A 24,955-nucleotide genomic window follows, 5' to 3' on the forward strand; every position below is an offset into this window, starting at 1 on the left:
GGCCGGCGAACGCCGCGATCTCCGCGACCGCACGGCGCGCGTCGGGGTCGACGTCGAAGCTGAGCCGGAACAGGTTGGCCGTCTTGTCCCAGGTGTGAGCCCGCACCGGCACGCCGTCGTGCCGGAGCCGGTCGACACACCCGCGACTGCCCAGACGACGCGCCGAAGTGCGCACATGCGGCCGGTCGTGCCCCACATCCATCATTAACGTTACCGAGAGGTAACGGATGCCTGAGTGTCGGTCTGGAGGAGCACGCCGGGTGACGCGGATCGGCGGCCCGTCGTAGCGTGGAGTGGTGACCGCACCGAGCCATCTGCCCCGCACCGTCGGCGAGCTGCGTGCCGCCGGGCACCGCGAGCGGGGCGTCAAAGCCGAAATCCGGGAAAACCTGCTGGCACGCCTTGCCGAAGGCGCAGACGGTGAAGCGATATGGCCGGGCATCCTGGGTTTCGACGACACCGTGATCCCGCAGCTGGAGCGGGCGCTGATCGCGGGCCACGACGTCGTGCTGCTCGGCGAACGCGGCCAGGGCAAAACCCGGCTGCTGCGGGCGCTGGTCGGCCTGCTCGACGAGTGGACGCCGGTGATCGCCGGCGCCGAACTGCCCGAGCACCCCTATTCGCCGATCACCCCGGAGTCGATCCGGCGGGCGCGCGAGCTCGGCGACGAGCTGCCGGTGGCGTGGCGGCACCGCAGCGAGCGGTACACCGAGAAGCTGGCGACCCCCGACACGTCCGTGGCCGATCTGGTCGGCGACGTCGATCCGATCAAGGTGGCCGAGGGCCGCAGCCTGGGCGATCCGGAAACCATTGCCTACGGCCTGATTCCGCGCGCGCATCGCGGCATTGTCGCGGTCAACGAGCTGCCCGACCTGGCCGAGCGCATCCAGGTGTCGATGCTCAACGTCATGGAGGAGCGCGACATCCAGGTTCGCGGCTACACGCTGCGGCTACCCTTGGACGTGCTGGTGGTGGCCAGCGCCAACCCCGAGGACTACACGAACCGCGGCCGCATCATCACCCCGCTCAAAGACCGGTTCGGCGCGGAGATCCGCACCCACTACCCGTTGGAGATCGACGCCGAGATCGGCGTCATCTGCCAGGAGGCGCATCTGAGCGCCCAGGTCCCCGCCCATTTGATCGAGGTGGCCGCCCGGTTCGCCCGCTACCTGCGGGAATCGCGGTCGGTCGATCAGCGCTCCGGGGTGTCGGCGCGGTTCGCGATCGCCGCGGCCGAGACGGTGGCGGCCGCCGCGCGGCACCGCGGCGCCCTGCTCGGCGAGACCGATCCGGTGGCCCGGGTGGTGGACCTGGGCACGGTGATCGACGTGCTGCGCGGCAAGCTGGAGTTCGAGTCCGGCGAGGAAGGCCGCGAGCAGGCCGTGCTCGAGCACCTGCTGCGCCGCGCCACCGCCGACACCGCGTCGAAAGCCCTCGGCGGAATCGACGTCGGCGCGTTGGTCGCCGCGGTGGAGGGCGGTTCCGCGGTGACGACGGGCGAACGAGTGTCGGCCAAGGACGTGCTGGCCGCGCTGCCTGATCTGCCCGTCATCGACGCTATCGCGCAGCGGCTGGGCGCGGAGTCCGAGGGCGAGCGCGCAGCGGCGCTGGAATTGGCCTTAGAGGCGCTGTATCTGGCCAAGCGTATCGACAAGGTATCCGGCGAGGGCGAAACCGTCTATGGCTGAACTTTTTAAGGGACACTCGCTGCGCTACTCGGCGTATACCGGCGGGCCGGACCCGCTGGCTCCGCCGGTGGACCTGCGCGAGGCCCTCGAGCAGATCGGGCAGGACGTGATGGCGGGCACCTCGCCGCGGCGGGCGCTCTCGGAGTTGCTGCGCCGCGGCACCAGAACCATGCCGGGGGCCGACAAGTTGGCCGCAGAGGCCAACCGTCGGCGGCGGGAGCTGTTGCGCCGCAACAACTTAGACGGCACTCTCCAGGAGGTCAAAAAGCTGCTCGACAACGCGGTCCTGGCTGAGCGCAAGGCGCTGGCCCGCGCGTTGGACGACGACGCCCGGTTCTCGGAGTTGCAGCTGGATGCGCTGTCGCCGTCGCCGGCCAAGGCCGTCCAGGAGTTGTCCGACTACTCCTGGCGCAGCGCCGAGGCCCGTGAATCCTATGAGCAGATCAAGGATCTGCTCGGCCGCGAGATGCTCGACCAACGTTTTGCCGGCATGAAGCAGGCTCTTCAGGGCGCCACCGACGAGGACCGCCGCCGCGTCACCGAGATGCTCGACGACCTCAACGACCTGCTGGACAAGCACGCGAAAGGGCAGGACTCCCAGAGTGACTTCGACGAGTTCATGGCCAAGCACGGCCAGTTCTTCCCGGAGAACCCGCGCAACGTCGAGGAGCTGCTCGATTCGCTGGCCAAGCGCGCCGCCGCCGCGCAGCGCTTCCGCAACAGCCTCAGCCCCGAGCAACAGGCCGAGCTGGATGCGTTGGCGCAGCAGGCATTCGGATCACCGGCGCTGATGCAAGCGTTGGGTCGCCTGGACGCCCACCTGCAGGCGGCACGGCCCGGTGAGGACTGGCACGGCAGCGCGGAATTCTCCGGCGACAACCCGTTGGGCATGGGCGAGGGCGCGCAGGCACTGGCCGACATCGCCGAGTTGGAGCAGCTGGCCGAGCAGCTTTCGCAGAGCTACCCGGGCGCGACGATGGACGACGTCGACCTGGACGCGCTGGCCCGCCAGCTCGGCGATCAGGCCGCCGTCGACGCCCGGACACTGGCCGAGCTGGAGCGAGCGCTGCTGCACCAGGGCTTCTTGGATCGCGGTTCCGACGGCCAGTGGCGGCTCTCGCCCAAAGCGATGCGCCGGCTCGGCGAGACGGCGTTACGGGATGTGGCAGAACACCTTTCGGGGCGTCACGGGGAGCGGGATCACCGGCGTGCCGGCGCGGCCGGCGAACTGACCGGAGCCACGCGGCCGTGGCAGTTCGGGGACACCGAGCCGTGGAACGTCACCCGGACGTTGACCAATGCGGTGCTGCGCCAAGCGGGAACCGCTCCGCCCGAAGGCGCAGCGGGCCCGATCACGATCAGCGTCGATGACGTCGAGGTGTCCGAGACCGAAACCCGCACCCAGGCCGCGGTCGCGCTGTTGGTGGACACCTCGTTTTCGATGGTGATGGAGAACCGCTGGCTGCCGATGAAGCGCACCGCACTGGCGCTGAACCACCTGGTGAGTACCCGGTTCCGTTCGGATGCGTTGCAGATCATCGCGTTCGGCCGCTACGCGCGGACGATGACCGCCGCCGAGCTGGCGGGTCTGGAGGGCGTCTACGAGCAGGGCACCAACCTGCATCACGCGCTGGCGCTGGCCGGCCGGCATCTGCGCCGGCACCCGGCTGCACAACCGGTGGTGCTGGTGGTCACCGACGGCGAGCCGACCGCGCACCTGGAAGACCTGGCGGGCGAAGGCTCGGCGGTGTTCTTTGACTACCCGCCGCACCCGCGCACCATCGCGCACACCGTGCGCGGTTTCGACGACATGGCCCGGTTGGGCGCTCAGGTGACGATCTTTCGGCTGGGCGACGACCCGGGGTTGGCCCGGTTTCTCGACCAGGTGGCGCGGCGGGTCGAAGGGCGCGTCGTGGTGCCCGATCTGGACGGGCTGGGCGCGGCGGTGGTCGGCGACTACCTGCGGTCGCGCCGACGCCGGCGCTGACGCAGCCGGCGAGCGTGCTCGGCGAGCCTCAGCCGCGGGCTTTGCGGTTCTTGCGCTTGATGCCGACACTGCCCCACAACGAGTAACCACGGATCTTCACCGTCGGCGCACCGGGGGTTCCCTCGCCGCCGACCTGCTGGTCGAAGACGCCCATCACCCCGCGTCCGTTGATTTCGACGTTGACTTCCGGGGGCAGCAGAATCGTCTGCCCGCCCATGATCGACCAGGCGTGGATCACCACTTCGGTGGAGGTGAAGTCGGCGTAGCGCAAATCGATCACCCCGCCGCCCCACAGCGCGAGCGTGCTCAGCTTCTTGGGCACGTTCCACCGGCCGCGCCGTTCGAACGCGCTCATGACGGCCAGCAGCAGGGTGGAGGGCGCCGGCTCGCAGGCTCGGCCGCGCAGCGGGCTCATCGACGAGCCCAGCAGGTCAGCCCGCAGACGATCCAACTCGTCGTAGGTCCGTGCAGCGTAGGCCTTGGGCAGCCGGGTTTCGTACTCGCTCATCGGCAGGTGTCCCTGCGTCACGGCTTCCCGGAGGAGCTGTGCCAGCTGGATGCGGTCGGTGTCCCCGGCGCGCGAACTCTGCGCCCTTTCGTCCCGCCGCGCTGACTCGCTCATCACCGACGAGCCTACGACGACCAGGCGTCACCGCAAGGCGAGTTGGCTAAACCGCGTCGCCGGCTGACGGCCCGGCCCAGCTCGGCGGACGTTTCTGCAGGAACGCCAGCATGCCTTCGCGGGCCTCGTCGGAGACGAACAGCCTCGCCGAGTCCATGCTGAGCCGTTCGGCGTCGCGGTCGAAGCCCGCCAGCACGGCGGCGGTGGTCAGGGCCTTGGATGCGGCCAGCCCCTGCGGGGAGCCGCGCCCGATGTCGGCGACCAGCCCCGCCACCGCCGCGTCGACGTCGTCGACGGCCTGCGTGATCAGCCCGATCGCCGCGGCTTCGGCGGCGCCGAACGTCTCGCCGGTCAGGTAGTAGCGGGCTGCCGCCCGGGCGGACAGTTTCGGCAGCAGGGTCAGCGAGATGATCGCCGGGGCGACACCGATCCGCGCCTCGGTCAGCGCGAAGGTGCTGCGCGGGCCGGCGACCGCGATGTCGCAGGCGCCGACCAGGCCCATGCCGCCGGCCCGGACGTGGCCGTCGACGGCGGCGATCACCGGCAGTGGGGCGGCGACGATGGCGCGCAGCAGCGCCGCCAGGTCGCGGGCCCGGCCGGCGGCCGCCTCGATCGGGTCGCCCCCGCTGGCCTCGCCGAGGTCGGCCCCCGCACAAAACGTGGTGCCGGTGTGGCCGAGCACCACCGCCCGCACCTGCGCGTCGGCGGCGGCGTCGCGCAGACCCTGGTGCAGTTGGCCGACCAGCTCGGCTGACAGCGCGTTGCGGTTGGCCGGCGAGTTCAGCGTCAGCCGCGCATAAGGCTGCCCGGTGCCCGTCGGCCCTGCGTACTCGACCAGCCTGGCCATCAGTACGACCGGGGCAGGCCCAGCGACGTCTGCGCGACGAAGTTGAGCACCATCTCCCGGCTCACCGGGGCAATCCGCGACAGCCGGGAGGCGACGAGTGCGGCGGCGATGCCGTACTCCTGGGTCAGCCCGTTGCCGCCCAGGCACTGCACGGCCTGGTCGACCGCGCGTGCCGACGCCTCGCCGGCGGCGTATTTGGCCATGTTGGCCGCTTCGGCGGCGCCCGCGTCGTCGCCGTTGTCGTAGAGTGTCGCCGCCTTCTGCGTCATCAGCTTGGCCAGCTCGACCTCGATGTGGTTCTGCGCCAACGGATGTGCCAGGCCCTGGTGGGCTCCGATCGGGGTACCCCACACCTGGCGGGTCTTGACGTAGTCGGTGGCCTTGGTGATCGCGAAGCGGCCCATGCCCACCGCGCTGGCCGCGCCCATGATGCGTTCCGGGTTCAGCCCGGCGAACAGTTGCGCGATCGCGGCGTCCTCGCTGCCCACCAGCGCGTCGGCGGGCAGCCGGACGTCGTCGATGAACACCTGGAACTGGCGTTCCGGGCTGACCAGCTCCATCTCGATCGGGGTGAAGGTGAAACCCGGCGCGTCGGTGGGGACGACGAACAGCGCCGGACGCAGCGACCCGGACTCGGCTCCGGTGTCTTTGTAGGTGCGGCCCACCACCAGCACCGCCTGCGCCTGGTCGACCCCGGAGATGTACACCTTCTGCCCGGTGAGGATCCAGTCGCTGCCGTCGCGGCGCGCGGTGGTGGTGATCCGGTGCGAGTTGGACCCGGCGTCGGGCTCGGTGATCGCGAACGCCATGGTGATCGAGCCGTCGGCGATCCCGGGCAGCCAGCGCTGCTTCTGCTCGTCGGTGCCGAACTTGGCGATGATGGTGCCGTTGATGGCCGGCGACACCACCATCATCAGCAGCGCGCAACCGTGCGCGGCCATCTCCTCCATCACCAGCGACAGCTCGTACATGCCGGCGCCGCCGCCGCCGTACTCCTCGGGCAGGTTCACCCCGATGAAGCCGAGTTTGCCTGCCTCACTCCACAATTCGTCGGTGTGCTGATGCGCCCGGGCTTTCGCCAGGTAGTAGTCCTGGCCGTAGCCGGATACCAGCGCGGCCACCGCCTTGCGCAGCGCCTGACGTTCCTCGTTCTCGATGAAGCTGGTGTCGGTCATCGGTGATCCCCTTCTGCTGCGTCGACGCGGGCCAGCACGGCGCCGACCTCGACCTGGTCGCCGGCGCCGACGTTGAGGTGGGCGAGCACGCCGTCGGTGGGCGCGGTGATGGTGTGCTCCATTTTCATAGCTTCCAGCCAGATCAGCGGTTGGCCGGCGGTTACGGTGTCGCCGACCGCGGCGGCGACGCGAATGACGTTGCCGGGCATCGGCGCCACCAACGATCCCTGCTCGACCGCCGACCCGGGCTCACCGAAGCGCGGCACCGCGACCAGGTGCACCGGCCCGTGCGGCGAATCGACGTAGACGTCCGGGGAACGGTCACCGTATCGCGCGACGGCGAAGCTTCGCGCGACGCCGTCGCCGTCGGCCAGCACGACCTGCTGCGGGCAGCACGAGACCAGCCGCACCGCCTCATGCCCGGCGATGGTCACACCGGTTCTGGCGAAGCGGTATTCGATGCGATGCTCGGCGCCGTCGTCGTCGAGATAAACCTTGACCTGGTAGCCCGACGGCAAGTTGCGCCAGCCGCTGGGAATCGAGCCCAGCACGGGGGCCACAGCCCGGTTGTGCGCGGCGTCGGCCAGGGCGGCGGCGATCGCCGAGAGCCGCACACCGGCAGGGTCGGCCGGCGGAGCCGCCAGCTCGGCCAGGCCGTGGGTCTCGACGAACGCGGTGTCGGTGGCGCCGTCGAGAAACGCCGGATGGCGCAGCACGTTGACCAGCAGGTCGCGGTTGGTGCGCAGCCCGTGGATGCGGCTGCGGGCCAACGTGTCCGCGAGCATCAGCGCGGACTGTCGTCGCGTCGGAGCGTAGGAGATGACCTTGGCCAGCATCGGGTCGTAATGGATGGGAACGGTCGACCCGTCGCAGATCCCGGAGTCCAGCCGGATCCCGCCGCGGGCGCCCAACGTGTCGAATTCGGCCCGCACCGCCGGCACGGCGAAGTGGTGCACCCGTCCGGCCTGCGGCGCCCAGCCCCGCGCCGGATCCTCGGCGTAGAGCCGGACCTCGATTGAATGCCCTTGCGCGGCAGGCGGTTCCGCATCCAGGCGGGCGCCGTCGGCCACCGCGAGCTGCAGCTCGACCAGGTCGAGTCCGGTGGTCTCCTCGGTGACGGGGTGCTCGACCTGCAGCCGGGTGTTCATCTCCAGGAAGTAGAAGTCGCCGCCGTCGTCGGCGAGGAATTCCACCGTGCCCGCGCCGGTGTAGCCGATCGCGCCGGCGGCCAGTCGGGCGGCGTCGAACAGCTTGGCCCGCATGCCGGGTGTGCGCTGCACCAGCGGTGAGGGCGCCTCTTCGACGATCTTCTGGTGCCGCCGCTGAATCGAGCACTCCCGCTCGCCGACCGCCCACACGGTGCCGTGGCTGTCGGCGAGCACCTGCACCTCGACGTGGTGCCCGGTGGGCAGGTAGCGCTCGCAGAACACCGTCGGATCCCCGAACGCGGAGGCCGCCTCACGCTGGGCGGCCGCGACTTCACCGGGCAGCGAGGACAATTCGGTCACCACCCGCATTCCGCGTCCGCCGCCCCCCGCCGACGCCTTGACCAGCACCGGCAGCTGCGCCTCGGTGACCCCGTTCGGGTCGAGCTCTTCGAGCACCGGGACCCCCGCGGCGGCCATCAACTTCTTGGCCTCGATCTTCGAGCCCATCGCCCGCACCGCCGCGACCGGCGGGCCGATCCAGGTCAGGCCGGCGCCGGCCACGGCCGCCGCGAAATCGGCGTTCTCCGAGAGGAATCCGTATCCCGGATGCACGGCGTCGGCGCCTGCCGCGCGGGCGGCGGCGATGATCGCCTCGGCGTTGAGGTAGTCGGTGGGCTGCGGCAGCCGCACCCGCGTGTCGGCTTCGGCGACGTGCGGCGCCGCGGCGTCGGGATCGGTGTAGACCGCGACAGTGCCCAGGCCCAGCCGCCGGCAGGTGGCGAACACGCGGCGCGCGATCTCGCCGCGGTTGGCCACCAGCACCCGGGTGATCACCGAGCGCCTCACATCCGGAAGACGCCGAAGTTCGACGTCCCCTCGATCGGTGCGTTGGCGATGGCGGACAAGCACATTCCCAGCACGGTGCGGGTGTCACGCGGGTCGATCACGCCGTCGTCGTAGAGCCGGCCGGACAGGAACATCGGCAGCGACTCGGCTTCGATCTGCGCCTCGATGGCCGCCCGCATAGACGCATCAGCCGCGGCGTCAAAATCCTGGCCGCGGGCGGCCGCGGCCGCACGGCTGACGATGGAGATCACCCCGGCCAGCTGCGCGCCGCCCATCACCGCGGCCTTCGCGGACGGCCAGGCGAACAGGAACCGCGGGTCGTAGGCGCGCCCGCACATGCCGTAGTGCCCGGCGCCGTAGGACGCTCCGATCAGCAGAGAAATGTGCGGAACGGCGGAATTGGAGACGGCGTTGATCATCATCGAGCCGTGTTTGATCATCCCGCCTTCCTCGTAGTCCTTGCCGACCATGTAGCCGGTCGTGTTGTGCACGAACAACAGTGGCGTGTTCGAGCGGTTCGCCAGCTGGATGAACTGGGTGGCCTTCTGGGATTCCGCACTGAACAGCACCCCGCGCGCGTTCGCCAGGATGCCCAGTGGGTAGCCGTGCAGGCTGGCCCATCCAGTCACCAGCGACGAGCCGTAGAGCGCCTTGAACTCGTCGAACTCCGAGCCGTCGACGATGCGGGCGACCACCTCGCGCGGATCGAACGGGGTGCGCAGGTCCGGCGGCACGATGCCGATCAGCTCCCCGGCGTCGAACAGCGGCTCGCTCACCGGTCCCGGTGCCGGCCCCTTCTTGACCCAGTTCAGCCGCGCCACGATGCGACGCCCGATCCGCAGCGCGTCGAGCTCGTCGACGGCGAAGTAGTCGGCCAAACCCGAGACGCGGGCATGCATTTCGGCGCCGCCGAGGGACTCGTCGTCGGACTCCTCGCCGGTTGCCATCTTCACCAGCGGCGGCCCGGCCAGGAATACCTTGGAACGTTCCTTGATCATCACCACGTGATCGCTCATCCCGGGGACATAGGCGCCGCCCGCAGTAGAGTTGCCGAAAACCAAAGCGATGGTCGGTATTCCGGCCGCCGAGAGGCGGGTGAGGTCGCGGAACATCTGCCCGCCGGGGATGAAGACCTCCTTCTGGGTGGGCAGGTCCGCCCCGCCGGACTCCACCAGCGAGATCACCGGCAGCCGGTTTTCGAACGCTATCTGATTGGCCCGCAATATCTTCCGCAGCGTCCACGGGTTGCTGGTGCCGCCTTTCACCGTGGGGTCGTTGGCGACGATCACGCACTCCACCCCGCTGACCATGCCGATGCCGGTGACGACGCTGGCCCCGACCTGGAACTCGCTGCCCCAGGCGGCCAGCGGGCACAGCTCCAGGAAAGGGGAGTCCGGGTCGACGAGCAGCTCGATACGCTCGCGGGGGGTCAGCTTGCCGCGGGCGTGATGGCGCTCGACGTATGTCGGGCCGCCACCGGCCAGCGCCTTGGCCAGTTCGGCGTCGAGCTCGGCGAGCTTGGCGGTCAGCGCCGCAGCCGCGTCGGCGTAGCCCGCGGAGTTCGGGTCGAGGGTGGAGGCCAGCGCGGTCACAGCCGCCGCCGTCGATGCAGTGGGGGCACCCCCAGCGGCGCGGCGGCCAAGGGGCGAGGAGGCGGAGTGATCACGATTGGTACCCGAGCGTCTTGGCGGCCAGCGCGGTCAGGATCTCGGTGGTTCCGCCGCCGATGCCCAGGATCCGCATGTCGCGGTACTGGCGTTCGACTTCGGATTCGGCCATGTAGCCCATCCCGCCGAACAGCTGGACGGCCTGGTGGGCCACCCATTCGCCGGCGTCCACCGCGGTGTTCTTGGCGAAGCACACCTGTGCGATCAGGTTGGTCTCGCCGGCCAGTTGACGCTCCACGACGTGGCGGGCGTACACCCGGGCGACGTCGGTGCGGCGGGCCATCTCGGCCAGCGTGTTCTGCACGGCCTGCCGGGAGATCAACGGACGGCCGAACGTCTGGCGGTCCCGGCACCATGCGGCGGTGATGTCCAGACACCGCTGTGCACTCGAATATGCCTGTGCGGCAAGGCCGATACGTTCGGAGACGAATGCCTGCGCGATCTGTGCGAAACCGGTGTTCTCGACGCCGACCAGGTTGGCCGCCGGCACGGCTGCGTCGGTGAACGACAGCTCCGCGGTGTCCGAGGAGCGCCAGCCCATCTTGTCCAGCTTGCGGGTCACCTCAAACCCGGGCGTACCACGTTCAATGACCAGCAGCGAGACGCCTTCCGCGCCGGGACCGCCGGTGCGCACCGCGGTGACGACATAGTCGGCGCGCACCCCGGAGGTGATGTAGGTCTTGGCGCCGTTGACGACGTAGTGGTCGCCGTCCCGAACCGCGGTGGTGCGCAGGTGCCCGACGTCGGAGCCGCCGCCGGGCTCGGTGATGGCCAGCGCGCCGATCATCTCCCCGGCCAGCGTCGGACGGACGAACCGCTCGATGAGCCGATCGTCTCCGGAGGCCACCATGTGCGGCACCGCGATGCCGCAGGTGAACAGCGACGCGAACACCCCGCCCGGCGTGCCGGCCTCGTGCAGCTCCTCGCAGATGATCACCGCGTCGGCGCCGTCACCGCCACCCCCGCCGACCGATTCGGGCAGGCCCGCGCCCAGCAGCCCGGCCGCCCCGGCACGCCGGTGCAGCTCGCGCGGCAGCTCGCCGGCCCGCTCCCACTCGTCGACGTGGGGGAGGATCTCCCGCTCGGCGAACGAGCGCACCGTTTTGCGCAGCTGGTCGCGTTCGGGTGTGGTCCAGATGCTCACAGCACGCTCTCCGGGACGTCGACGTGGCGGCTGCGCAGCCATTCGCCCAGCCCCTTGGCCTGCGGGTCGAACCGGGCCTGGTAGGCCACCCCCTGGCCGAGGATGCCGTCGATGACGACGTTGACCGCCCGCAGGTTGGGCAGCAGATGCCGGGTGACCGGCAGATCCGCGGTCTCCGGCAGCAGCTCCCCGAGCAGCTCGACGGTCAGCGTGTGGGCCAGCCAGCGCCACGCCTCGTCGCTGCGCACCCACACCCCGACGTTGGCCGAGCCGCCCTTGTCGCCGCTGCGGGCGCCGGCCACCAGGCCCAGCGGCACCCGCCGGGTGGGCCCCGGCGGCAGCGGCGGCGGCAACGGCGGCGGGTCGGCGGGCGCCAGCTCCCGGGTGTCGGCGGAGCACGGGATCGCGACGCGGGTGCCGTCGGCGTGCACCGCGGCGTGGGGCACCGCGGCCGCGTCGACGTAGCCGGCGGTGAACACGCCGTAGACCTGACCCTCGCCGGGCGGGGTTGTCACGTGAAAGCCGGGGTAGCTGGCCAGCGCCAGCTCCACCGCCGCCGAGGAGAACTGTCGTCCCACGGTGGCGGGGTCGGGGTCGCGGACCACGCAGCGCAGCAGCGCGCTGGCGGCTTCCTCGGTGTCGGCGTCGGCGTGGTCGGTGCGCGCCAGGGTCCACTGCAGCTCGGCCGGTTTGACGGTCAGGCCGGTTTCCAGCTGCCGTCGCACCAGCTCGGCCTTGGCGTCGATGTCCAGGCCGGTCAGCACGAACGTCATCGAGTTGCGGAAGCCGCCGATGCTGTTCAGCGACACCTTGTAGGTGGGCGGCGGCGGCTCGCCGGCCACGCCGGTGAGCCGCACCCGGTCCGGCCCGTCCGCGGCCAGCTCGATGCTGTCCATCCGGGCGGTGACGTCGGGGTTGGCGTAGCGGGCGCCGCCGACCTCGTAGAGCAGCTGCGCGGTCACGGTGTCGACGCTGACCGCGCCCCCGGTCCCGGGGTGTTTGGTGATCACCGACGAGCCGTCCACGGCGATCTCGGCCAGCGGGAAGCCGGCATGGGTCAGATCCTCGACGTCGGTGAAGAACGCGTAGTTGCCGCCGGTGGCCTGCACCCCGCACTCGATGACGTGGCCGGCGACCACCGCACCGGCGAGCCGGTCGTAGTCGGTGCGGTCCCAGCCGAAGTGCGCCGCCGCCGGGCCGACGATCACCGAGGCGTCGGTGACCCGGCCGGTGACGACGACGTCGGCGCCGCTGTCCAGGCAGTCGACGATGCCCCAGGCGCCCAGGTAGGCGTTGGCGGTCAGCGGGGCGCCCAGGCCCAGCTGCCCGGCCCGCGACAGCAGGTCGTCGCCTTCGACGTGCGCCACCCGCACCGGGATGCCCAGCCGCTCGGCCAGCGCCCGCACCGCGTCGGCCAGACCGGCCGGGTTGAGGCCGCCCGCGTTGGCGACGATGCGCACGCCGCGGTCATGCGCGAGCCCCAGGCACTCCTCGAGCTGGGTGAGGAAGGTCCTGGCGTAGCCGCGGTCGGGGTTGCGGGCGCGGTCGCGGCCCAGGATGAGCATGGTCAGTTCGGCCAGGTAGTCGCCGGTGAGGTAGTCCAGCTCCCCGCCGGTGAGCATCTCGCGCATCGCGGAGAGCCGGTCGCCGTAGAACCCCGAGCAGTTGCCGATCCGGACCGCAGGCATCGCGCGCGTGTCCTCCTCCCGGGGTGAGGGTTCCGCCGATCTACCAACCAACCGGTAGGTTAGCGGGTACCGCAGGTGTCACGTCAAGGATGCCTCGCCGACGCGGGTGCCGTTCCCAGCGATTCGATTTGGGCCGACCCGAGGTCAGCTATTATTCTTCAACGCACGCGATGCCGCCGATCTGCGCGGCGCCGCGCTTCCCTACCAGGAGTAAGGCCCCATCATGGCTGTGCCCAAGCGCAGAATGTCGCGCGCGAACACCCGGAGCCGGCGTGCGCAGTGGAAGGCCGCCAAGCCCGAACTCGTCGGCGTGACGGTGGCAGGTCAGCGGCACAAGGTGCCCCGCCGGCTGCTGAAGGCGGTGCGGCTGGGCCTGATCGATCTCGACCGCCGATAGCCGGTCGGCGCAACTCTTAGGTCGTTCTCAGACGATTGGATGACACTGGTGGCCGTGCGGATTCTTGTGGTTGACGACGATCGCGCAGTGCGCGAATCGCTGCGCAGGTCGCTGGCGTTCAACGGGTATTCGGTGACGCTGGCCCAGGACGGCGTCGAGGCCCTCGACATGATCACCAACGACCGGCCCGACGCGCTGGTGCTGGACGTCATGATGCCGCGACTGGACGGGCTGGAAGTGTGCCGTCATCTGCGCAGCACCGGCGACAGCCTGCCGATCCTGGTGCTGACCGCCCGCGACGCGGTCTCCGAACGGGTCGCCGGCCTGGACGCGGGGGCCGACGACTACCTGCCCAAGCCGTTCGCCCTCGAGGAGCTGCTGGCCAGGCTGCGGGCGTTGTTGCGCCGCACCAGGTCCGAAGACTCCCGCGAGGCCGTCGCGCTGACGTTCGCCGATCTCACCCTGGACCCGCTGACTCGGGAGGTCACCCGCGGCGGTCGGCAGATCAGCCTGACCCGAACCGAATTCGCGCTGCTGGAGATGCTGATCGCCAACGCGCGGCGGGTAATGTCCCGCAGCCGCATCCTCGAAGAGGTGTGGGGTTTGGACTTCCCCACTTCCGGCAACGCGCTGGAGGTGTACGTCGGGTATCTGCGTCGCAAGACCGAAGCCGAGGGAGAGCCGCGGCTGATCCACACCGTTCGCGGGGTGGGTTACGTGCTACGCGAAACACCTCCCTGATGTCCTGGCTTCGTCGGCGGCACCGGGCTCCGCTGCGAGCGAGCACCTCGTTGTCGTTGCGGGGCCGGGTGATGCTGCTGGCGATGTCCATGGTGGCCATGGCGATCGTGGTGATGGCGGCGATCGTGTACGCGGTGATCTCCGCGGCGCTGTACAAGGACATCGACACCCAGCTGCAGAGCCGGGCGGAGCTGCTCATCACCAGCGGTTCGCTGGCCGCCGACCCCGCGAAAGCCATCGAGGGCACGGCGTATTCCGACGTCAACGCGATGCTGGTGAATCCGGGCCGTGCGATCTACACCGCCAACCAGCCGGGGCAGCGGCTGCCGGTGGGGGCGCCGGAGCGGGCCGTCATCCGCGGCGAGTTGTTCATGTCGCGGCGCACCGTAGCCAATCAGCGGGTGCTGGCCGTTCACCTGCGCAACGGCAGCTCGCTGCTGATCTCCAAGAGCCTGGCCCCGACCGACGCGGTCATGATGAGACTGCGGTGGGTGCTGCTGATCGTCGGCGGCGTCGGTGTCGCCGTCGCCGCGGTGGCGGGCGGGATGGTCACCCGGGCCGGACTGCGGCCGGTGGCACGGCTCACCGGAGCGGCCGAGCGGGTGGCCCGCACCGACGACCTGCGGCCCATCCCGGTGTACGGCAGCGACGAACTGTCCAGGCTCACCGAGGCATTCAATCTGATGCTGCAGGCGCTGGCCGAGTCCCGGGAACGGCAGGCACGCCTGGTCACCGACGCCGGCCACGAACTGCGCACCCCGCTCACCTCGCTGCGCACCAACGTCGAGCTCCTGATGGCCGCGATGCAACCCGGGGCGCCGCCGCTGCCGGAGCAGGAGATGGCCGACCTGCGCGCCGACGTGATCGCGCAGATCGCGGAGTTGTCCACGCTGGTGGGCGACCTGATCGACCTCACCCGGGACGACGCCGGCGCGGTGGTCGACGAGCCGGTGGACCTGTCCGAGGTCGTCGAGCGCAGCCTGGAGCGGGTGCGCCGGCGCCGCAACGACGTCGACTTCGACGTCGACGTGATCGCCTGGCAGGTCGACGGCGACGCGGCGGCACTGTCGCGGGCAGTGCTGAACCTGATGGACAACGCGGCCAAGTGGAGCCCGTCCGGCGGACGCGTCGGCGTCCGGCTGACCCAGCTCGACCCGTCCCACGCCGAGCTGGTGGTCTGCGACCACGGACCGGGCATTCCGCAGCACGAGCGTGCTCTGGTGTTCGACCGGTTCTACCGGTCGGCGTCGGCGCGAGCCATGCCCGGCTCCGGGCTGGGACTGGCGATCGTCAAACAAGTGGTGCTCAACCACGGCGGTGCACTGCGCATCGAGGACACCGTGCCGGGAGGTCACCCCCCGGGGGCGTCGATCCACGTGCTGTTGCCCGGGCGGCCCATCGCGGCGCCGGCGGGCCTGGCCGCCGCGGACGGCGGAAACTCTGCCGGCCCGGGCAACGTTGACCCAGTGGAACCGCAGTCCACGCACGCAAGCACACAGGCAAGGTAGTCGGGCCGTCGGGTCCGCGCATCCACACAGAAAGAGCGACATGACGAATCACCCGAGATATTCGCCGCCGCCGCAGCAACCGGGGTACCGTCCCGGCTCCGGCGTGCCCGCCGACCCGGGCTATGCCGCCCCGGGGGTCGTCCCGGGGCAGCAGCAGACGTATTCGCAGTACGACTGGCGCTATGCGCAACAGCCCGGCTACGCCCAGCCGTTCGACCCCTTCGCCGGCCGCCAGCCCGCGCCTCCCGCCGGTCCGATGCCCCGCCGGGTGGGCGAAAAGCGTTCCCGCGGCGGCCTGTTGGCCGCCGGCGCGCTGGCGATCGCGGTGGTCTCGGCCGGCATCGGCGGCGCGGTGGCCTCGGTGGTCGAGCACGCCGGTCAGCCGATCGGCGCCAGCGTCGGCGCCACAGCGGGCGGCGCGGCGCCCAGCATGCCGGCCGGCAATGTGCCGGGCGGCAGCGTCGAGCAGGTCGCCGCCAAGGTGGTGCCCAGCGTCGTCATGCTCGAGACCAATCTGGGGCGTCAGTCCGAGGAAGGTTCGGGCATCATCCTGACTTCGGACGGGCTGATCCTGACCAACAACCACGTCGTCGCCGCCGCCGCCGACGCGGGCCATGACGGCGCCCCGGGTGGGCCGCCGAAAACCACCGTGACGTTCTCCGACGGCCGCACCGCACCCTTCAGCGTGGTCGGAACCGACCCGACGACCGACATCGCGGTTGTCCGGGTGCAGGACATGACCGGGCTGTCCCCGATCACGCTCGGCTCCTCGGCGAACCTGAGGGTCGGCCAGCCCGTGGTGGCGATCGGGTCACCGCTGGGTCTGGAGGGAACCGTGACCAACGGGATCGTCAGCGCGCTCAACCGCCCGGTGTCGACGACGGGGGAGTCGGGTAACCAGAACACCGTGCTGGACGCCATCCAGACCGACGCCGCGATCAACCCGGGCAACTCGGGCGGCGCGCTGGTCAACATGAACGGCGACCTGGTCGGCGTCAACTCCGCCATCGCGACGCTGGGCGGCGACTCTCCCGAGGGCCAGGGCGGCTCGATCGGCCTCGGCTTCGCGATTCCCATCGACCAGGCCAAGCGCATCGCCGACGAGCTGATCAGGACCGGAACGGCATCGCACGCCTCGCTGGGGGTGCAGGTCACCAGCGACAAGAGCGTCCCCGGCGCGAAGGTCGTGGAAGTGGTGCCGGACGGGGCGGCGGCCGGCGCCGGCTTGCCCGGCGGTGTGGTGGTCACCAAGGTCGACGACCGGCCGATCAACAGCGCCGACGCGCTGGTTGCCGCCGTTCGGTCCAGGGCACCGGGCGACAAGGTGACGCTGACGTATCTGGATCCCTCCGGCGACAGCAAGACCGTGCGGGTCACGCTGGGCAAGGCGCAACAGTGACCAGACTCGCCGCGCTGCGGTCGCAGCCCGGATATACGGTTGAGCCCATGCAGGAGCGCGAGGAGTTGGTACTGGGCAGGGCGCTCGTCGTCGTCGTCGACGACCGCACCGCGCACGGGGACGAGGAGGACCACAGCGGGCCGCTGGTCACCGAACTGCTCACCGAAGCGGGCTTCGTCGTCGACGGCGTGGTCGTCGTTTCGGCCGACGAGGTGGAGATTCGGAACGCGCTGAACACCGCCGTGATTGGCGGGGTGGATCTGATGGTGTCGATCGGCGGCACGGGAGTGACCCCGCGCGACGTCACCCCGGAAGCAACCCGCGACATTCTCGACCGCGAAATCCTCGGCATCGCCGAGGCGGTGCGCGCGTCCGGCCTGTTGGCCGGCATCACCGACGCCGCGTTGTCGCGTGGCCTGGCGGGTATCTCCGGCAGCACGCTGGTGGTCAACCTCGCCGGTTCGCGGTCGGCGGTGCGCGACGGCCTGGCGACGCTGAACCCGTTGGCAGCGCAGATCATCGGACAGTTGTCGAGTCTGGAGATCTGACGGTGTCCGACGGCACCCGGCCGCAGGAATGCGTCGACGAGGGTGACCCCGAGGGGCACCGCGACGCCGACGAGCGCGAGCAGTGGTTGCTCGAGAACGTGCCACCGCACCACGGGTGAGACGACAGGTGAACGCCTGCCCGCCGGGACGGCAACGGTAATTGCCCGGAAAGCGTGCAGGTCTGCGCATAGGCACATAACGTCGTTACGGGCGACGCCGCACTGCCCGCGCAACCCGAGCCGACCGGAGGTGTATCGCGTGTTCAAGGGCTTCAAGAGTTTTCTCATGCGTGGTGACGTCATCACCGTGGCCATCGGACTGGTGGTGGCCCTGGCCTTCTCCACCCTGGTGAAGGCCTTCACCGACTCGGTGATCAACCCGCTCGTCGCGGCGGCGCAGCCCCACCAGGGCCTGGGCCTGGGCTGGCAGCTCGGCGAGCAGGGCGACAAGACGACGTTCGTCGACATCGGGTCGTTCATCTCGGCGATCGTCTACTTCATCGTGTTCATGACGGTTGTCTACCTCGCGATCGTGGTGCCCTACCGCCACATTCAGGCCCGCCGCGGCGTCACAGTGTTCGGGGACGAGCCGGTGACCAAGTCGTGTTCGGAATGCCTGTCCGACATCCCCGCGGCCGCCACCAGGTGCAAGTGCTGCGGCAGCGGGCAGCGGGCGGCCTGACGGGCCTGCGCAGTGTCTGACGGGCCTGCGCAGTGTCTGACGGGCCTGCGCAGTGTCTGATCAGTGCAGGGTCAGGGTGACGGCGTGACCCAGGCCGGCCTGCGCGACGGCGGTTGCGGCGGCCGCCGGCAGCGCCACCAGCAGCACCCGGTCGTCGTCGCCGGCCTGGAGTTTTTGCCGGGCCGAGACCAGCACGACGACGGCATCGGTGGCGACCACCCGGGTGCGTGGCTGGGCGTCGGTGTCCGAGGCGGCGACGACGTCGACGACATCGCCCGGCCGCACCAGGTCGACGAGGGCGCCGTCGGACGGGTGCAGGGGCACGATCCTGGCGTCGGGGCCGGCGGCGGACTCGGCGAGCCGGCGGCCCAGTAGCCGTACGTCGGTGAGAATCTCGCCGCGCCGGGCCGGCCCCGCGACCGTCGAGCCGACGACGGCCAGGACGTCAGTTCGTGATCCGTCGGGAATGGTTGCGGCCAAACGTTTTTCAAGCCGCACGTCGTCGGGTGAGAGCGCCGTGCCCGGGTGCAGATCGTGCGCGGCGACCACCACGTCCGCAGTGTCGCCGGAAGGGTTGGAGCGCACCGCCGCCACACCGGCCAGCACCACCAGCCCGGCGGCCGCGCAACGGCGGGCCAGCATCGTCCGCGTCCAGTCCGGCCGCAACCACTGCGAGATTCGGTCCGGCAGCGACGGGTTCAGTGAGTGCGCCATACCGCAAACCTAGGCAGGGCGGCGGCTCGGCCGTGCCGGGCCGGGAGTCAGCTTGTGGATAACCGCTGGTGGTCGCGCTCATACGTTCGTCGGGATCCTGTGCTTGTCACCAGGTCTGCAGCACAGCCGGGTAGATGGGACTAACGAGGCGTGTGGGTCGACCCTGTTCAGCCCGGCCGCACCGAACGTGAAGCCGTTGCGACCACCCCGTGAACCAAGGCCGGATTTTTTCCCAAGGGCTTCACGTTCGGTGACCTGACCCCCGGTGCACGGCACCCCGTCGAACTGACGAGCGAGACCGCTAGCTCGAGGAGGCGGCCGCCGTCGTCGAGCCCGCCGTCGACGGCGACGGCGACGGCGCGCTCGCCGTGTCGGTGGAGCCGGACGACCCGCTCGGGCTCGCCGCCGCATCGCTCTTGGGGGAGCCGTTGGACTTGCTCTTCGCCGGCTCACGGCTGTCAGTGCGGTAGAAACCGCTGCCCTTGAACACCACGCCGACGGCGTTGAACAGTTTGCGCAGCCGGCCCGAGCACTGTCCGCACGTGGTCAGCGCGTCGTCGGTGAAGGCCTGCACCACGTCGAAGCGGTCGCCGCACTCGGTGCACGCATAGCTGTAAGTCGGCACAGAAACCTCCGGAGCTCAGATTTCGCTAGCACTCTACCGTGTCAAGTGCTAAAACCGCCATTCGCGCAGCACCATTCCGCATCATTTCGAGGCGGCGCCCAGCGCGACCACCCCGCGTGCGGGCGTCACCGCGTGGGTCATCGGCACGTCGTGGGGCTCGCTGGGCACGACGTCGACGAGTTCGCCGTCGCGGATCACCGCGGCCAGCCGCGCCTGCGGGTGCCGGCCCACCAGCGAGCGGTCGTAGAAGCCGCCACCCCGGCCCAGCCGCACCCCGGACCAGTCGACAGCCAGGGCGGGCACCAGCACGACGGCGGCATCGGCGAGCGCCGACGCCGGCAGCCACGGCTCGGGCGGCTCGAGCAGGCCGAACGGCCCGGCCACCAGGTGCCCGGGCCGGTACTCGCCCCACCGCAGCTGCAGCGCCGCGCCGCCTTCGCCGGTGCGCGCGACCGGCACCAGCACCCGGGCGGCTCGGCCCCGCAACACCTCGAGCATGTCGATCGACCCGGGCTCGGCACCCACCGGCACATAGGCGCAGACGGTGCCGCCGGTGTCCACCAACCCGGCCGCCAACTCGGTGATGTGCCTGCTCAACGCCCGAGCCTCGGCGGCGTGCACCTCGTCGGGAACCGAGCGCCGCGCGGCCAGCAGCCGCTCCCGCAGCGCAGCCTTACCGGTGGTCGGCATCCGTCCACCATGGCAGTGCCGCTGCGCCGGCGCACCCTGCCGGGCGGTTATGGTGTGAACGATGTCGCGACCACAGGTTCGAATTCCGCGTACCGCGATCGTGCCCGCAGCCGGGTTGGGCACCCGGTTTCTGCCTGCCACCAAAACGGTGCCCAAGGAGCTGCTGCCGGTGGTCGACACGCCGGGCATCGAGCTGGTCGCTGCCGAGGCGGCCGAGGCCGGCGCCGAACGCCTGGTGATCGTCACCTCCGAGGGCAAGGACGGCGTCGTCGCGCATTTCGTCGAGGATCTGGTGCTGGAGGGCACGCTGGAAGCCCGCGGCAAAAAGGCCATGCTGGCCAAGGTGCGTCGCGCCCCGCAGTTGATCAAGGTCGAGTCCGTCGTGCAGGCCGAGCCGCTCGGTCTCGGGCACGCCATCGGCTGTGTGGAGTCCCGGCTGTCGGCCGACGAAGATGCGGTCGCCGTGCTGCTGCCCGACGACCTGGTGGTGCCGACCGGCGTGTTGGAGACGATGTCGGCGGTGCGGGCCCGCTACGGCGGCTCGGTGCTGTGCGCCATCGAAGTCGCTCCCGACGAGATCAGCTCCTACGGCGTCTTCGACGTCGAACCGTTGCCGCCCGGGGAGTGGGCGGACAACACCGTGCTGAAGGTCAACGGCATGGTCGAAAAACCCCGGCCGCAGGACGCCCCGTCGCTGTACGCGGCGGCCGGTCGGTATGTGCTCGACCGGGAGATCTTCGACGCGTTGCGCCGCATCGATCCCGGCGCGGGCGGCGAGGTGCAGCTCACCGACGCCATCGCGGTGCTGATCGCCGACGGGCGACCGGTCCACGTCGTCGTGCATCGGGGTTCTCGACACGACCTGGGAAATCCCGGCGGCTACCTCAAGGCTGCGGTTGACTTTGCGTTGGACCGCGACGACTACGGCCCGGACTTGCGGCGGTGGCTGGTGTCGCGCTTGGGCCTGACCGGCGAATAGCGGCGCGGCCACGACGCGAGCCGCGCGGCGGCCCGAGCCAGGCCCGGGCAATCGGGGTCTGGCCGCGTCGACGGCAGAAAGGCGCGATGTGCGTTCGGTGGAAGAGCAGCAGGCCCGGGTGAACGCCGCCGCGGTGGCACCGCGGCCCATCCGGGTGGCCATCGCGGAGGCCCAGGGGCTGATGTGCGCCGAGGAGGTGGTGACCGAGCACCCGCTGCCGGGTTTCGACCAGGCCGCGATCGACGGCTACGCGGTTCGCAGCGTCGACGTGCTCGGTGCCGGCGACAGCGATGTCGACCAGGGCGCCGCGGACGACGACGCTGCCCCCCTGACCTTGCCGGTGATGGGCACCATCGAGGCCGGGGCGCGCACACCCAGCCGGCTGCAGCCGCGGCAGGCGGCCCGGGTGCAGACCGGCGCTCCGCTGCCGACGCTGGCCGATGCGGTGCTGCCGTTGCGCTGGACCGACGGCGGACAGTCGCGGGTGCGGGTGCTGCGCGGCGTGCGGTCGGGCGCCTACGTGCGGCGCACCGGCGACGACGTGCAGCCCGGTGACGTCGCGGTGCGCGCCGGCACGGTCATCGGCGCGGCCCAGGTCGGGCTGTTGGCGGCGGTCGGCCGCGAACGGGTGCTGGTGCACCCGCGGCCGCGGCTGTCGGTGATGGCGGTCGGCGGCGAGCTGGTCGACGTCTCGCGCACACCCGGCCCCGGACAGGTCTACGACGTCAACTCCTATGCTCTGGCCGCGGCCGGCCGTGACGCCGGCGCGGACGTGAGCCGCGTCGGCATCGTCGGCAACGACCCCGGCAGGCTTCGCGAAGTCGTCGAGGGCCAGCTCGGCCGTGCCGAGATCGTCGTGATCGCCGGGGCGGTGGGGGGCGCCGCGGCCGAGCAGGTGCGCGCCACCCTGGCCGAGCTCGGCGAGATGGAAGTCACCCGGGTCGCGATGCACCCGGGGTCGGTGCAGGGTTTCGGGCAGCTGGGTCCCGAGGGTGTCCCGACTTTCCTGTTGCCCGCCAACCCGGTCAGCGCGCTGGTGGTGTTCGAGGTGATGGTGCGGCCGTTGATCCGGCTGTCGCTGGGCAAGCGCCAGCCGATGCGCCGGATCGTGCAGGCCCGCACCCTGGCGCCGATCACGTCGGTGGCCGGACGCAAGGGCTACCTTCGCGGTCAGTTGATGCGCGACCAGGACACCGGCGAGTACCTGGTCCAGGCGCTGGGCGGCGCCCCCGGCGCGTCGTCGCACCTGCTGGCGACGCTGGCCGAGGCGAACTGTCTGGTGGTGGTTCCCCGCGAAGCCGAGCAGATCCGCACCGGCGAGATCGTCGACGTCGCGTTCCTGGCCCAGCGTGGCTGAGCGACGCGGCGGCACCTGCTCGTGAACCTGTGGCGCAACACTTCCCAGCATCCGGGGTGGCCGATGCCGGTGGGGCCGTTGCGGGTTGGTGCCGGGGTGGTGCGGCTGCGTCCGGTGCGGCTGCGCGACGGTGCGCAGTGGAGCCGTACCCGGCTGGCCGACCGTGGTCATCTGGAGCCGTGGGAGCCCAGCGCTGACATCGATTGGGGTGTGCGGCATACGGTTTCGTCGTGGCCGGCGGTGTGTTCGAGCTTGCGTTCGGAAGCCCGTCGGGGGCGCATGCTGCCGTATGCGATCGAGCTGGACGGCCAGTTCTGCGGGCAGTTGACGATCGGCAACGTCACGCACGGCGCGTTGCGCTCGGCGTGGATCGGCTACTGGGTGTCGCGCTCGGCGACCGGCGGCGGGGTGGCGACGGGCGCGCTGGCGCTGGGGCTGGACCACTGCTTTGGCCCGGTCATGCTGCATCGGGTGGAGGCCACCGTGCGCCCGGAGAATACGGCCAGCCGGGCAGTGCTGGCCAAGGTCGGGTTCCGCGAGGAGGGGCTGCTGCGGCGCTACCTGCAGGTCGACGGGGCCTGGCGGGACCACGTCCTGGTGGCGCTGACGGTCGAGGATCTGTATGGGTCGGTGACGTCGACGTTGGTGCGCGACGGCCATGCTGGTTGGGTCTGACGGGTGCGCCGATCCGGGCGCGGCAGGCATCCGGCTGGCAGCCTAACCCGGGCGCGCTGTTACCGATGTGACATTTGCGGCCTTTGATGCTTGTAACTGGTGAATTACAGGTGTGTAATTGACCCCATCGCACCAGGCCCGACGCCGGCGAACCACTACGAGTCGGCTGCGTTGCCTGGCAGGGAAAGGAGCCCGTCCCCATGCCAAGCATCCCGCAATCGCTGCTGTGGATCTCACTGGTGGTGCTGTGGCTGTTCGTGTTGGTGCCGATGCTGGTCAGCAAACGCGACGCGGTACGACGGACCAGCGACGTGGCGCTGGCCACCCGCGTGCTCAACAGCGCGGCTGCCACGCGGCTGCTCCGGCGGGGCGGGCCGGCGGCGGGCCACCGCAGCGATCCGGACTGGCGGCCCGAGGCAGCCGGGCACGACGACATCGACGACGAGATCGACGAGATCGACGATCCGGCGCCGGCGACCGTGCCGACCGTCATGGCGGTGGCCGATGAGGCGGGTTCGGACGCCGGCGGCGAGGTGGTCGACGCCGAGGTGGTCGACGCCGAGGTGGTCGACGCCGAGGTGGTCGACGCCAAGGTTGTCGACGCCAAGGTGGTCGCGGCCGCGGGCCAGGGCGAGGACGAACTCGAGGCCGGCGACGAGGCCGATGCTGAAACCGCCGAAGTCGAAACCGCCGCCGATGCCGGAGCCGAAACCGCCGCCGCCGACGTCGCCGCCGACGCCGACGGTGATGATGAGTACGAGTACGTCGAGGACACCTCGGGCATACCGGTCGCCGAGGAACCCACACTGACCTCAACCCCGGCGGTGGCGAGGCGGCGTCGCTACGAGGCGGACACCGCCGCTGCGGTCAGCGCCCGCAAATACACGTTCCGCAAGCGGATGCTGATGGGGATGGCGCTGGCCCTGGTGGGGTCGGCTGCGGCGGCACTGGTGCTGGCTCGCTCGGCGTGGTGGGTGTGCGCGGGCACGGCCGCGGTGACGGTGCTCTATCTGGCGTATCTGCGCCGTCAGACCCGGATCGAAGCACGGCTGCGGCGCCGGCGCATGCATCGGATGGCGCGAGCGCGGCTCGGCGTGGACAACACCCGCGACCGCGACTTCGACATGGTTCCGGCGCGGCTGCGGCGCCCGGGTGCCGTCGTACTCGAGATCGACGACGAGGACCCGATCTTCGAGCATCTCGACTACGCCCGGTTTGAGGCCCGGTTTGGGGCCCGGTCTGAGGCGCGGTCTGAGGCGCGGTCCGGGGCACCGTTCGCGGGCCCGTCCTCGCGCGACTACGGCTGGCACAGGGACCTGCCGCGGGCCGTGGGCCAGTAGCGGTACCGCCGGTGCGGCGCGTGGCTGGTAGCCTGCTAGCGGCCAGGGGCTATGGCGCAGTTGGTAGCGCGACTCGTTCGCATCGAGTAGGTCAGGGGTTCGAATCCCCTTAGCTCCACGCAAAGAAACAAAGGTTCACTGGCGGTTTATCGGTTAGCTGAACAGCTAGGCTAGAGGTCGACCTGCCGCAAGGATGCCGCAGCATATTCGGGCCAGGGTGCTTGAGCGGAGGTGATCGCGGCGTCCAGTGCGCCCGCCACCTCGTCGAGGTCGGTGCCGAACAGGTCCGCGTACATGTCCAAAGTCATGCTCGCCTCGGCATGCCCGAGCATCCGCCGGACTGCCTTGACGTTCGCACCGGCTGACACGATCAGGTGATACACCACTCCCAGGGACTTGACCGTTGGCCGGGCCTGGTGAGCTATTAGGTGTAGCTTAAGGGTGTGTTCTAAGGTGCTTACTTGGTAGCATCTCAGGTAGATCCGGCGC

At 70.6% G+C, this 24,955-nt stretch carries 22 protein-coding genes, 1 tRNA gene and 1 pseudogene; 13 read left to right on the top strand and 11 right to left on the bottom strand.

Going from position 1 to position 24,955, the window contains the following annotated elements; translation table 11 throughout:
• The first annotated feature begins 293 nt into the window (after window positions 1-293).
• Window positions 294-1,688 carry a sigma 54-interacting transcriptional regulator gene (locus ABDW21_RS08335; protein WP_343710301.1) on the top strand — a complete coding sequence of 465 codons (1,395 nt, stop codon included), beginning with the start codon at window positions 294-296 and terminating at the stop codon, window positions 1,686-1,688.
• Window positions 1,681-3,675, top strand: coding sequence for a VWA domain-containing protein (locus ABDW21_RS08340; RefSeq protein ID WP_343710302.1), 1,995 nt, complete (start codon window positions 1,681-1,683; stop codon window positions 3,673-3,675). Before ABDW21_RS08335 ends, ABDW21_RS08340 begins: the two co-directional genes overlap by 8 nt.
• Window positions 3,676-3,703: 28 nt before the next feature.
• Here the strand turns inward: ABDW21_RS08340 and ABDW21_RS08345 are convergent, their stop codons facing one another.
• From ABDW21_RS08345 to ABDW21_RS08375, 7 genes are all read right to left on the bottom strand, one after another.
• Window positions 3,704-4,297, bottom strand: a complete 594-nt coding sequence (locus ABDW21_RS08345; protein ID WP_343601157.1) for a DUF1707 domain-containing protein — start codon at window positions 4,295-4,297, stop codon at window positions 3,704-3,706.
• Window positions 4,298-4,343: 46 nt separating this feature from the next.
• Entirely contained in the window at window positions 4,344-5,144 is an 801-nt protein-coding gene (locus tag ABDW21_RS08350) for an enoyl-CoA hydratase family protein (RefSeq protein WP_343710303.1), read from the bottom strand.
• Window positions 5,144-6,319, bottom strand: coding sequence for an acyl-CoA dehydrogenase (locus ABDW21_RS08355; protein ID WP_343710304.1), 1,176 nt, complete (start codon window positions 6,317-6,319; stop codon window positions 5,144-5,146). Before ABDW21_RS08355 ends, ABDW21_RS08350 begins: the two co-directional genes overlap by 1 nt.
• On the bottom strand, window positions 6,316-8,301 hold the full coding sequence (locus ABDW21_RS08360) for a biotin carboxylase N-terminal domain-containing protein (RefSeq protein ID WP_343710305.1): 1,986 nt from the start codon (window positions 8,299-8,301) through the stop codon (window positions 6,316-6,318). Before ABDW21_RS08360 ends, ABDW21_RS08355 begins: the two co-directional genes overlap by 4 nt.
• Before the next feature lie 8 nt (window positions 8,302-8,309).
• Window positions 8,310-9,905, bottom strand: a complete 1,596-nt coding sequence (locus ABDW21_RS08365; protein WP_343601161.1) for an acyl-CoA carboxylase subunit beta — start codon at window positions 9,903-9,905, stop codon at window positions 8,310-8,312.
• 70 nt (window positions 9,906-9,975) lie between these two features.
• The gene (locus tag ABDW21_RS08370; protein WP_343601162.1) at window positions 9,976-11,124 is read right to left on the bottom strand and encodes an acyl-CoA dehydrogenase family protein; all 1,149 of its coding nucleotides are present in this window, start codon (window positions 11,122-11,124) and stop codon (window positions 9,976-9,978) included.
• Window positions 11,121-12,812 carry an acyclic terpene utilization AtuA family protein gene (locus ABDW21_RS08375; RefSeq protein ID WP_343710306.1) on the bottom strand — a complete coding sequence of 564 codons (1,692 nt, stop codon included), beginning with the start codon at window positions 12,810-12,812 and terminating at the stop codon, window positions 11,121-11,123. The genes ABDW21_RS08370 and ABDW21_RS08375 overlap by 4 nt, the downstream gene beginning before the upstream one ends.
• Before the next feature lie 223 nt (window positions 12,813-13,035).
• Here ABDW21_RS08375 and rpmF point away from each other — a divergent pair, with 223 nt between their 5' ends.
• The 6 genes from rpmF (at window position 13,036) to ABDW21_RS08405 (ending at window position 18,086) form a co-directional block, all read left to right on the top strand.
• Window positions 13,036-13,209, top strand: a complete 174-nt coding sequence (gene rpmF / locus ABDW21_RS08380; protein WP_343601164.1) for a 50S ribosomal protein L32 — start codon at window positions 13,036-13,038, stop codon at window positions 13,207-13,209.
• Between the two features lie 54 nt (window positions 13,210-13,263).
• On the top strand, window positions 13,264-13,950 hold the full coding sequence (locus ABDW21_RS08385; RefSeq protein ID WP_343601165.1) for a response regulator transcription factor: 687 nt from the start codon (window positions 13,264-13,266) through the stop codon (window positions 13,948-13,950).
• Entirely contained in the window at window positions 13,950-15,458 is a 1,509-nt protein-coding gene (locus tag ABDW21_RS08390; protein WP_343601166.1) for a HAMP domain-containing sensor histidine kinase, read from the top strand. Before ABDW21_RS08385 ends, ABDW21_RS08390 begins: the two co-directional genes overlap by 1 nt.
• A 40-nt stretch (window positions 15,459-15,498) precedes the next feature.
• Window positions 15,499-16,857: a trypsin-like peptidase domain-containing protein gene (locus tag ABDW21_RS08395; protein WP_343601167.1), complete on the top strand. Its 1,359-nt coding sequence runs from the start codon at window positions 15,499-15,501 to the stop codon at window positions 16,855-16,857.
• Between the two features lie 47 nt (window positions 16,858-16,904).
• On the top strand, window positions 16,905-17,405 hold the full coding sequence (locus ABDW21_RS08400) for a MogA/MoaB family molybdenum cofactor biosynthesis protein (RefSeq protein ID WP_343601168.1): 501 nt from the start codon (window positions 16,905-16,907) through the stop codon (window positions 17,403-17,405).
• Between the two features lie 258 nt (window positions 17,406-17,663).
• A complete protein-coding gene (locus ABDW21_RS08405; RefSeq protein ID WP_343601169.1) occupies window positions 17,664-18,086 on the top strand; it encodes an MscL family protein in 423 nt (140 codons plus the stop codon).
• 60 nt (window positions 18,087-18,146) lie between these two features.
• On the opposite strand, the gene ABDW21_RS08410 is transcribed toward ABDW21_RS08405, so the two are convergent.
• The 3 genes from ABDW21_RS08410 to ABDW21_RS08420 form a co-directional block, all read right to left on the bottom strand.
• Window positions 18,147-18,800, bottom strand: a complete 654-nt coding sequence (locus ABDW21_RS08410) for an SAF domain-containing protein (RefSeq protein WP_343601170.1) — start codon at window positions 18,798-18,800, stop codon at window positions 18,147-18,149.
• A gap of 301 nt (window positions 18,801-19,101) precedes the next feature.
• Window positions 19,102-19,425, bottom strand: a complete 324-nt coding sequence (locus tag ABDW21_RS08415) for an FmdB family zinc ribbon protein (protein ID WP_343601171.1) — start codon at window positions 19,423-19,425, stop codon at window positions 19,102-19,104.
• Between the two features lie 81 nt (window positions 19,426-19,506).
• Window positions 19,507-20,115 carry a 5-formyltetrahydrofolate cyclo-ligase gene (locus ABDW21_RS08420; RefSeq protein WP_343710307.1) on the bottom strand — a complete coding sequence of 203 codons (609 nt, stop codon included), beginning with the start codon at window positions 20,113-20,115 and terminating at the stop codon, window positions 19,507-19,509.
• 61 nt (window positions 20,116-20,176) lie between these two features.
• Between ABDW21_RS08420 and ABDW21_RS08425 the strand changes: the two genes are divergently transcribed.
• The 5 genes from ABDW21_RS08425 to ABDW21_RS08445 all read left to right on the top strand — a co-directional run bounded on the left by ABDW21_RS08425 (window position 20,177) and on the right by ABDW21_RS08445 (window position 24,584).
• Entirely contained in the window at window positions 20,177-21,094 is a 918-nt protein-coding gene (locus ABDW21_RS08425; RefSeq protein WP_343601173.1) for a UTP--glucose-1-phosphate uridylyltransferase, read from the top strand.
• An 88-nt stretch (window positions 21,095-21,182) separates the two neighbouring features.
• The gene (glp, locus tag ABDW21_RS08430; RefSeq protein WP_343601174.1) at window positions 21,183-22,451 is read left to right on the top strand and encodes a gephyrin-like molybdotransferase Glp; all 1,269 of its coding nucleotides are present in this window, start codon (window positions 21,183-21,185) and stop codon (window positions 22,449-22,451) included.
• 21 nt (window positions 22,452-22,472) lie between these two features.
• Window positions 22,473-23,126 (top strand): GNAT family protein, encoded by a 654-nt coding sequence (locus tag ABDW21_RS08435; RefSeq protein WP_343601175.1) that lies wholly within the window; start codon window positions 22,473-22,475, stop codon window positions 23,124-23,126.
• Window positions 23,127-23,326: 200 nt separating this feature from the next.
• Window positions 23,327-24,466 carry a gephyrin-like molybdotransferase receptor GlpR gene (gene glpR / locus ABDW21_RS08440; RefSeq protein ID WP_343710308.1) on the top strand — a complete coding sequence of 380 codons (1,140 nt, stop codon included), beginning with the start codon at window positions 23,327-23,329 and terminating at the stop codon, window positions 24,464-24,466.
• 45 nt (window positions 24,467-24,511) lie between these two features.
• Window positions 24,512-24,584: transfer RNA gene (locus tag ABDW21_RS08445), tRNA-Ala, on the top strand.
• Between the two features lie 52 nt (window positions 24,585-24,636).
• On the opposite strand, the pseudogene ABDW21_RS08450 reads toward ABDW21_RS08445, so the two are convergent.
• A pseudogene (locus ABDW21_RS08450) lies at window positions 24,637-24,834 on the bottom strand (hypothetical protein); the annotation flags it as partial.
• Window positions 24,835-24,955 lie beyond the last annotated feature (121 nt).

Source organism: Mycobacterium sp. (assembly GCF_039583805.1).
Lineage (GTDB): Bacteria > Actinomycetota > Actinomycetes > Mycobacteriales > Mycobacteriaceae > Mycobacterium.

What these genes read in the sequence shown, in the direction of transcription:
- ABDW21_RS08395 (WP_343601167.1), top strand. Translation starts at nt 15,499, where the DNA reads ATGACGAATCACCCGAGATATTCGCCGCCGCCGCAGCAACCGGGGTAC.
- ABDW21_RS08410 (WP_343601170.1), bottom strand. Translation starts at nt 18,800, where the DNA reads ATGGCGCACTCACTGAACCCGTCGCTGCCGGACCGAATCTCGCAGTGG.
- ABDW21_RS08350 (WP_343710303.1), bottom strand. Translation starts at nt 5,144, where the DNA reads ATGGCCAGGCTGGTCGAGTACGCAGGGCCGACGGGCACCGGGCAGCCT.
- ABDW21_RS08420 (WP_343710307.1), bottom strand. Translation starts at nt 20,115, where the DNA reads ATGCCGACCACCGGTAAGGCTGCGCTGCGGGAGCGGCTGCTGGCCGCG.
- glpR (WP_343710308.1), top strand. Translation starts at nt 23,327, where the DNA reads ATGCCAAGCATCCCGCAATCGCTGCTGTGGATCTCACTGGTGGTGCTG.
- ABDW21_RS08345 (WP_343601157.1), bottom strand. Translation starts at nt 4,297, where the DNA reads ATGAGCGAGTCAGCGCGGCGGGACGAAAGGGCGCAGAGTTCGCGCGCC.
- ABDW21_RS08375 (WP_343710306.1), bottom strand. Translation starts at nt 12,812, where the DNA reads ATGCCTGCGGTCCGGATCGGCAACTGCTCGGGGTTCTACGGCGACCGG.
- ABDW21_RS08355 (WP_343710304.1), bottom strand. Translation starts at nt 6,319, where the DNA reads ATGACCGACACCAGCTTCATCGAGAACGAGGAACGTCAGGCGCTGCGC.
- ABDW21_RS08340 (WP_343710302.1), top strand. Translation starts at nt 1,681, where the DNA reads ATGGCTGAACTTTTTAAGGGACACTCGCTGCGCTACTCGGCGTATACC.
- ABDW21_RS08400 (WP_343601168.1), top strand. Translation starts at nt 16,905, where the DNA reads ATGCAGGAGCGCGAGGAGTTGGTACTGGGCAGGGCGCTCGTCGTCGTC.
- ABDW21_RS08425 (WP_343601173.1), top strand. Translation starts at nt 20,177, where the DNA reads ATGTCGCGACCACAGGTTCGAATTCCGCGTACCGCGATCGTGCCCGCA.
- ABDW21_RS08390 (WP_343601166.1), top strand. Translation starts at nt 13,950, where the DNA reads ATGTCCTGGCTTCGTCGGCGGCACCGGGCTCCGCTGCGAGCGAGCACC.
- rpmF (WP_343601164.1), top strand. Translation starts at nt 13,036, where the DNA reads ATGGCTGTGCCCAAGCGCAGAATGTCGCGCGCGAACACCCGGAGCCGG.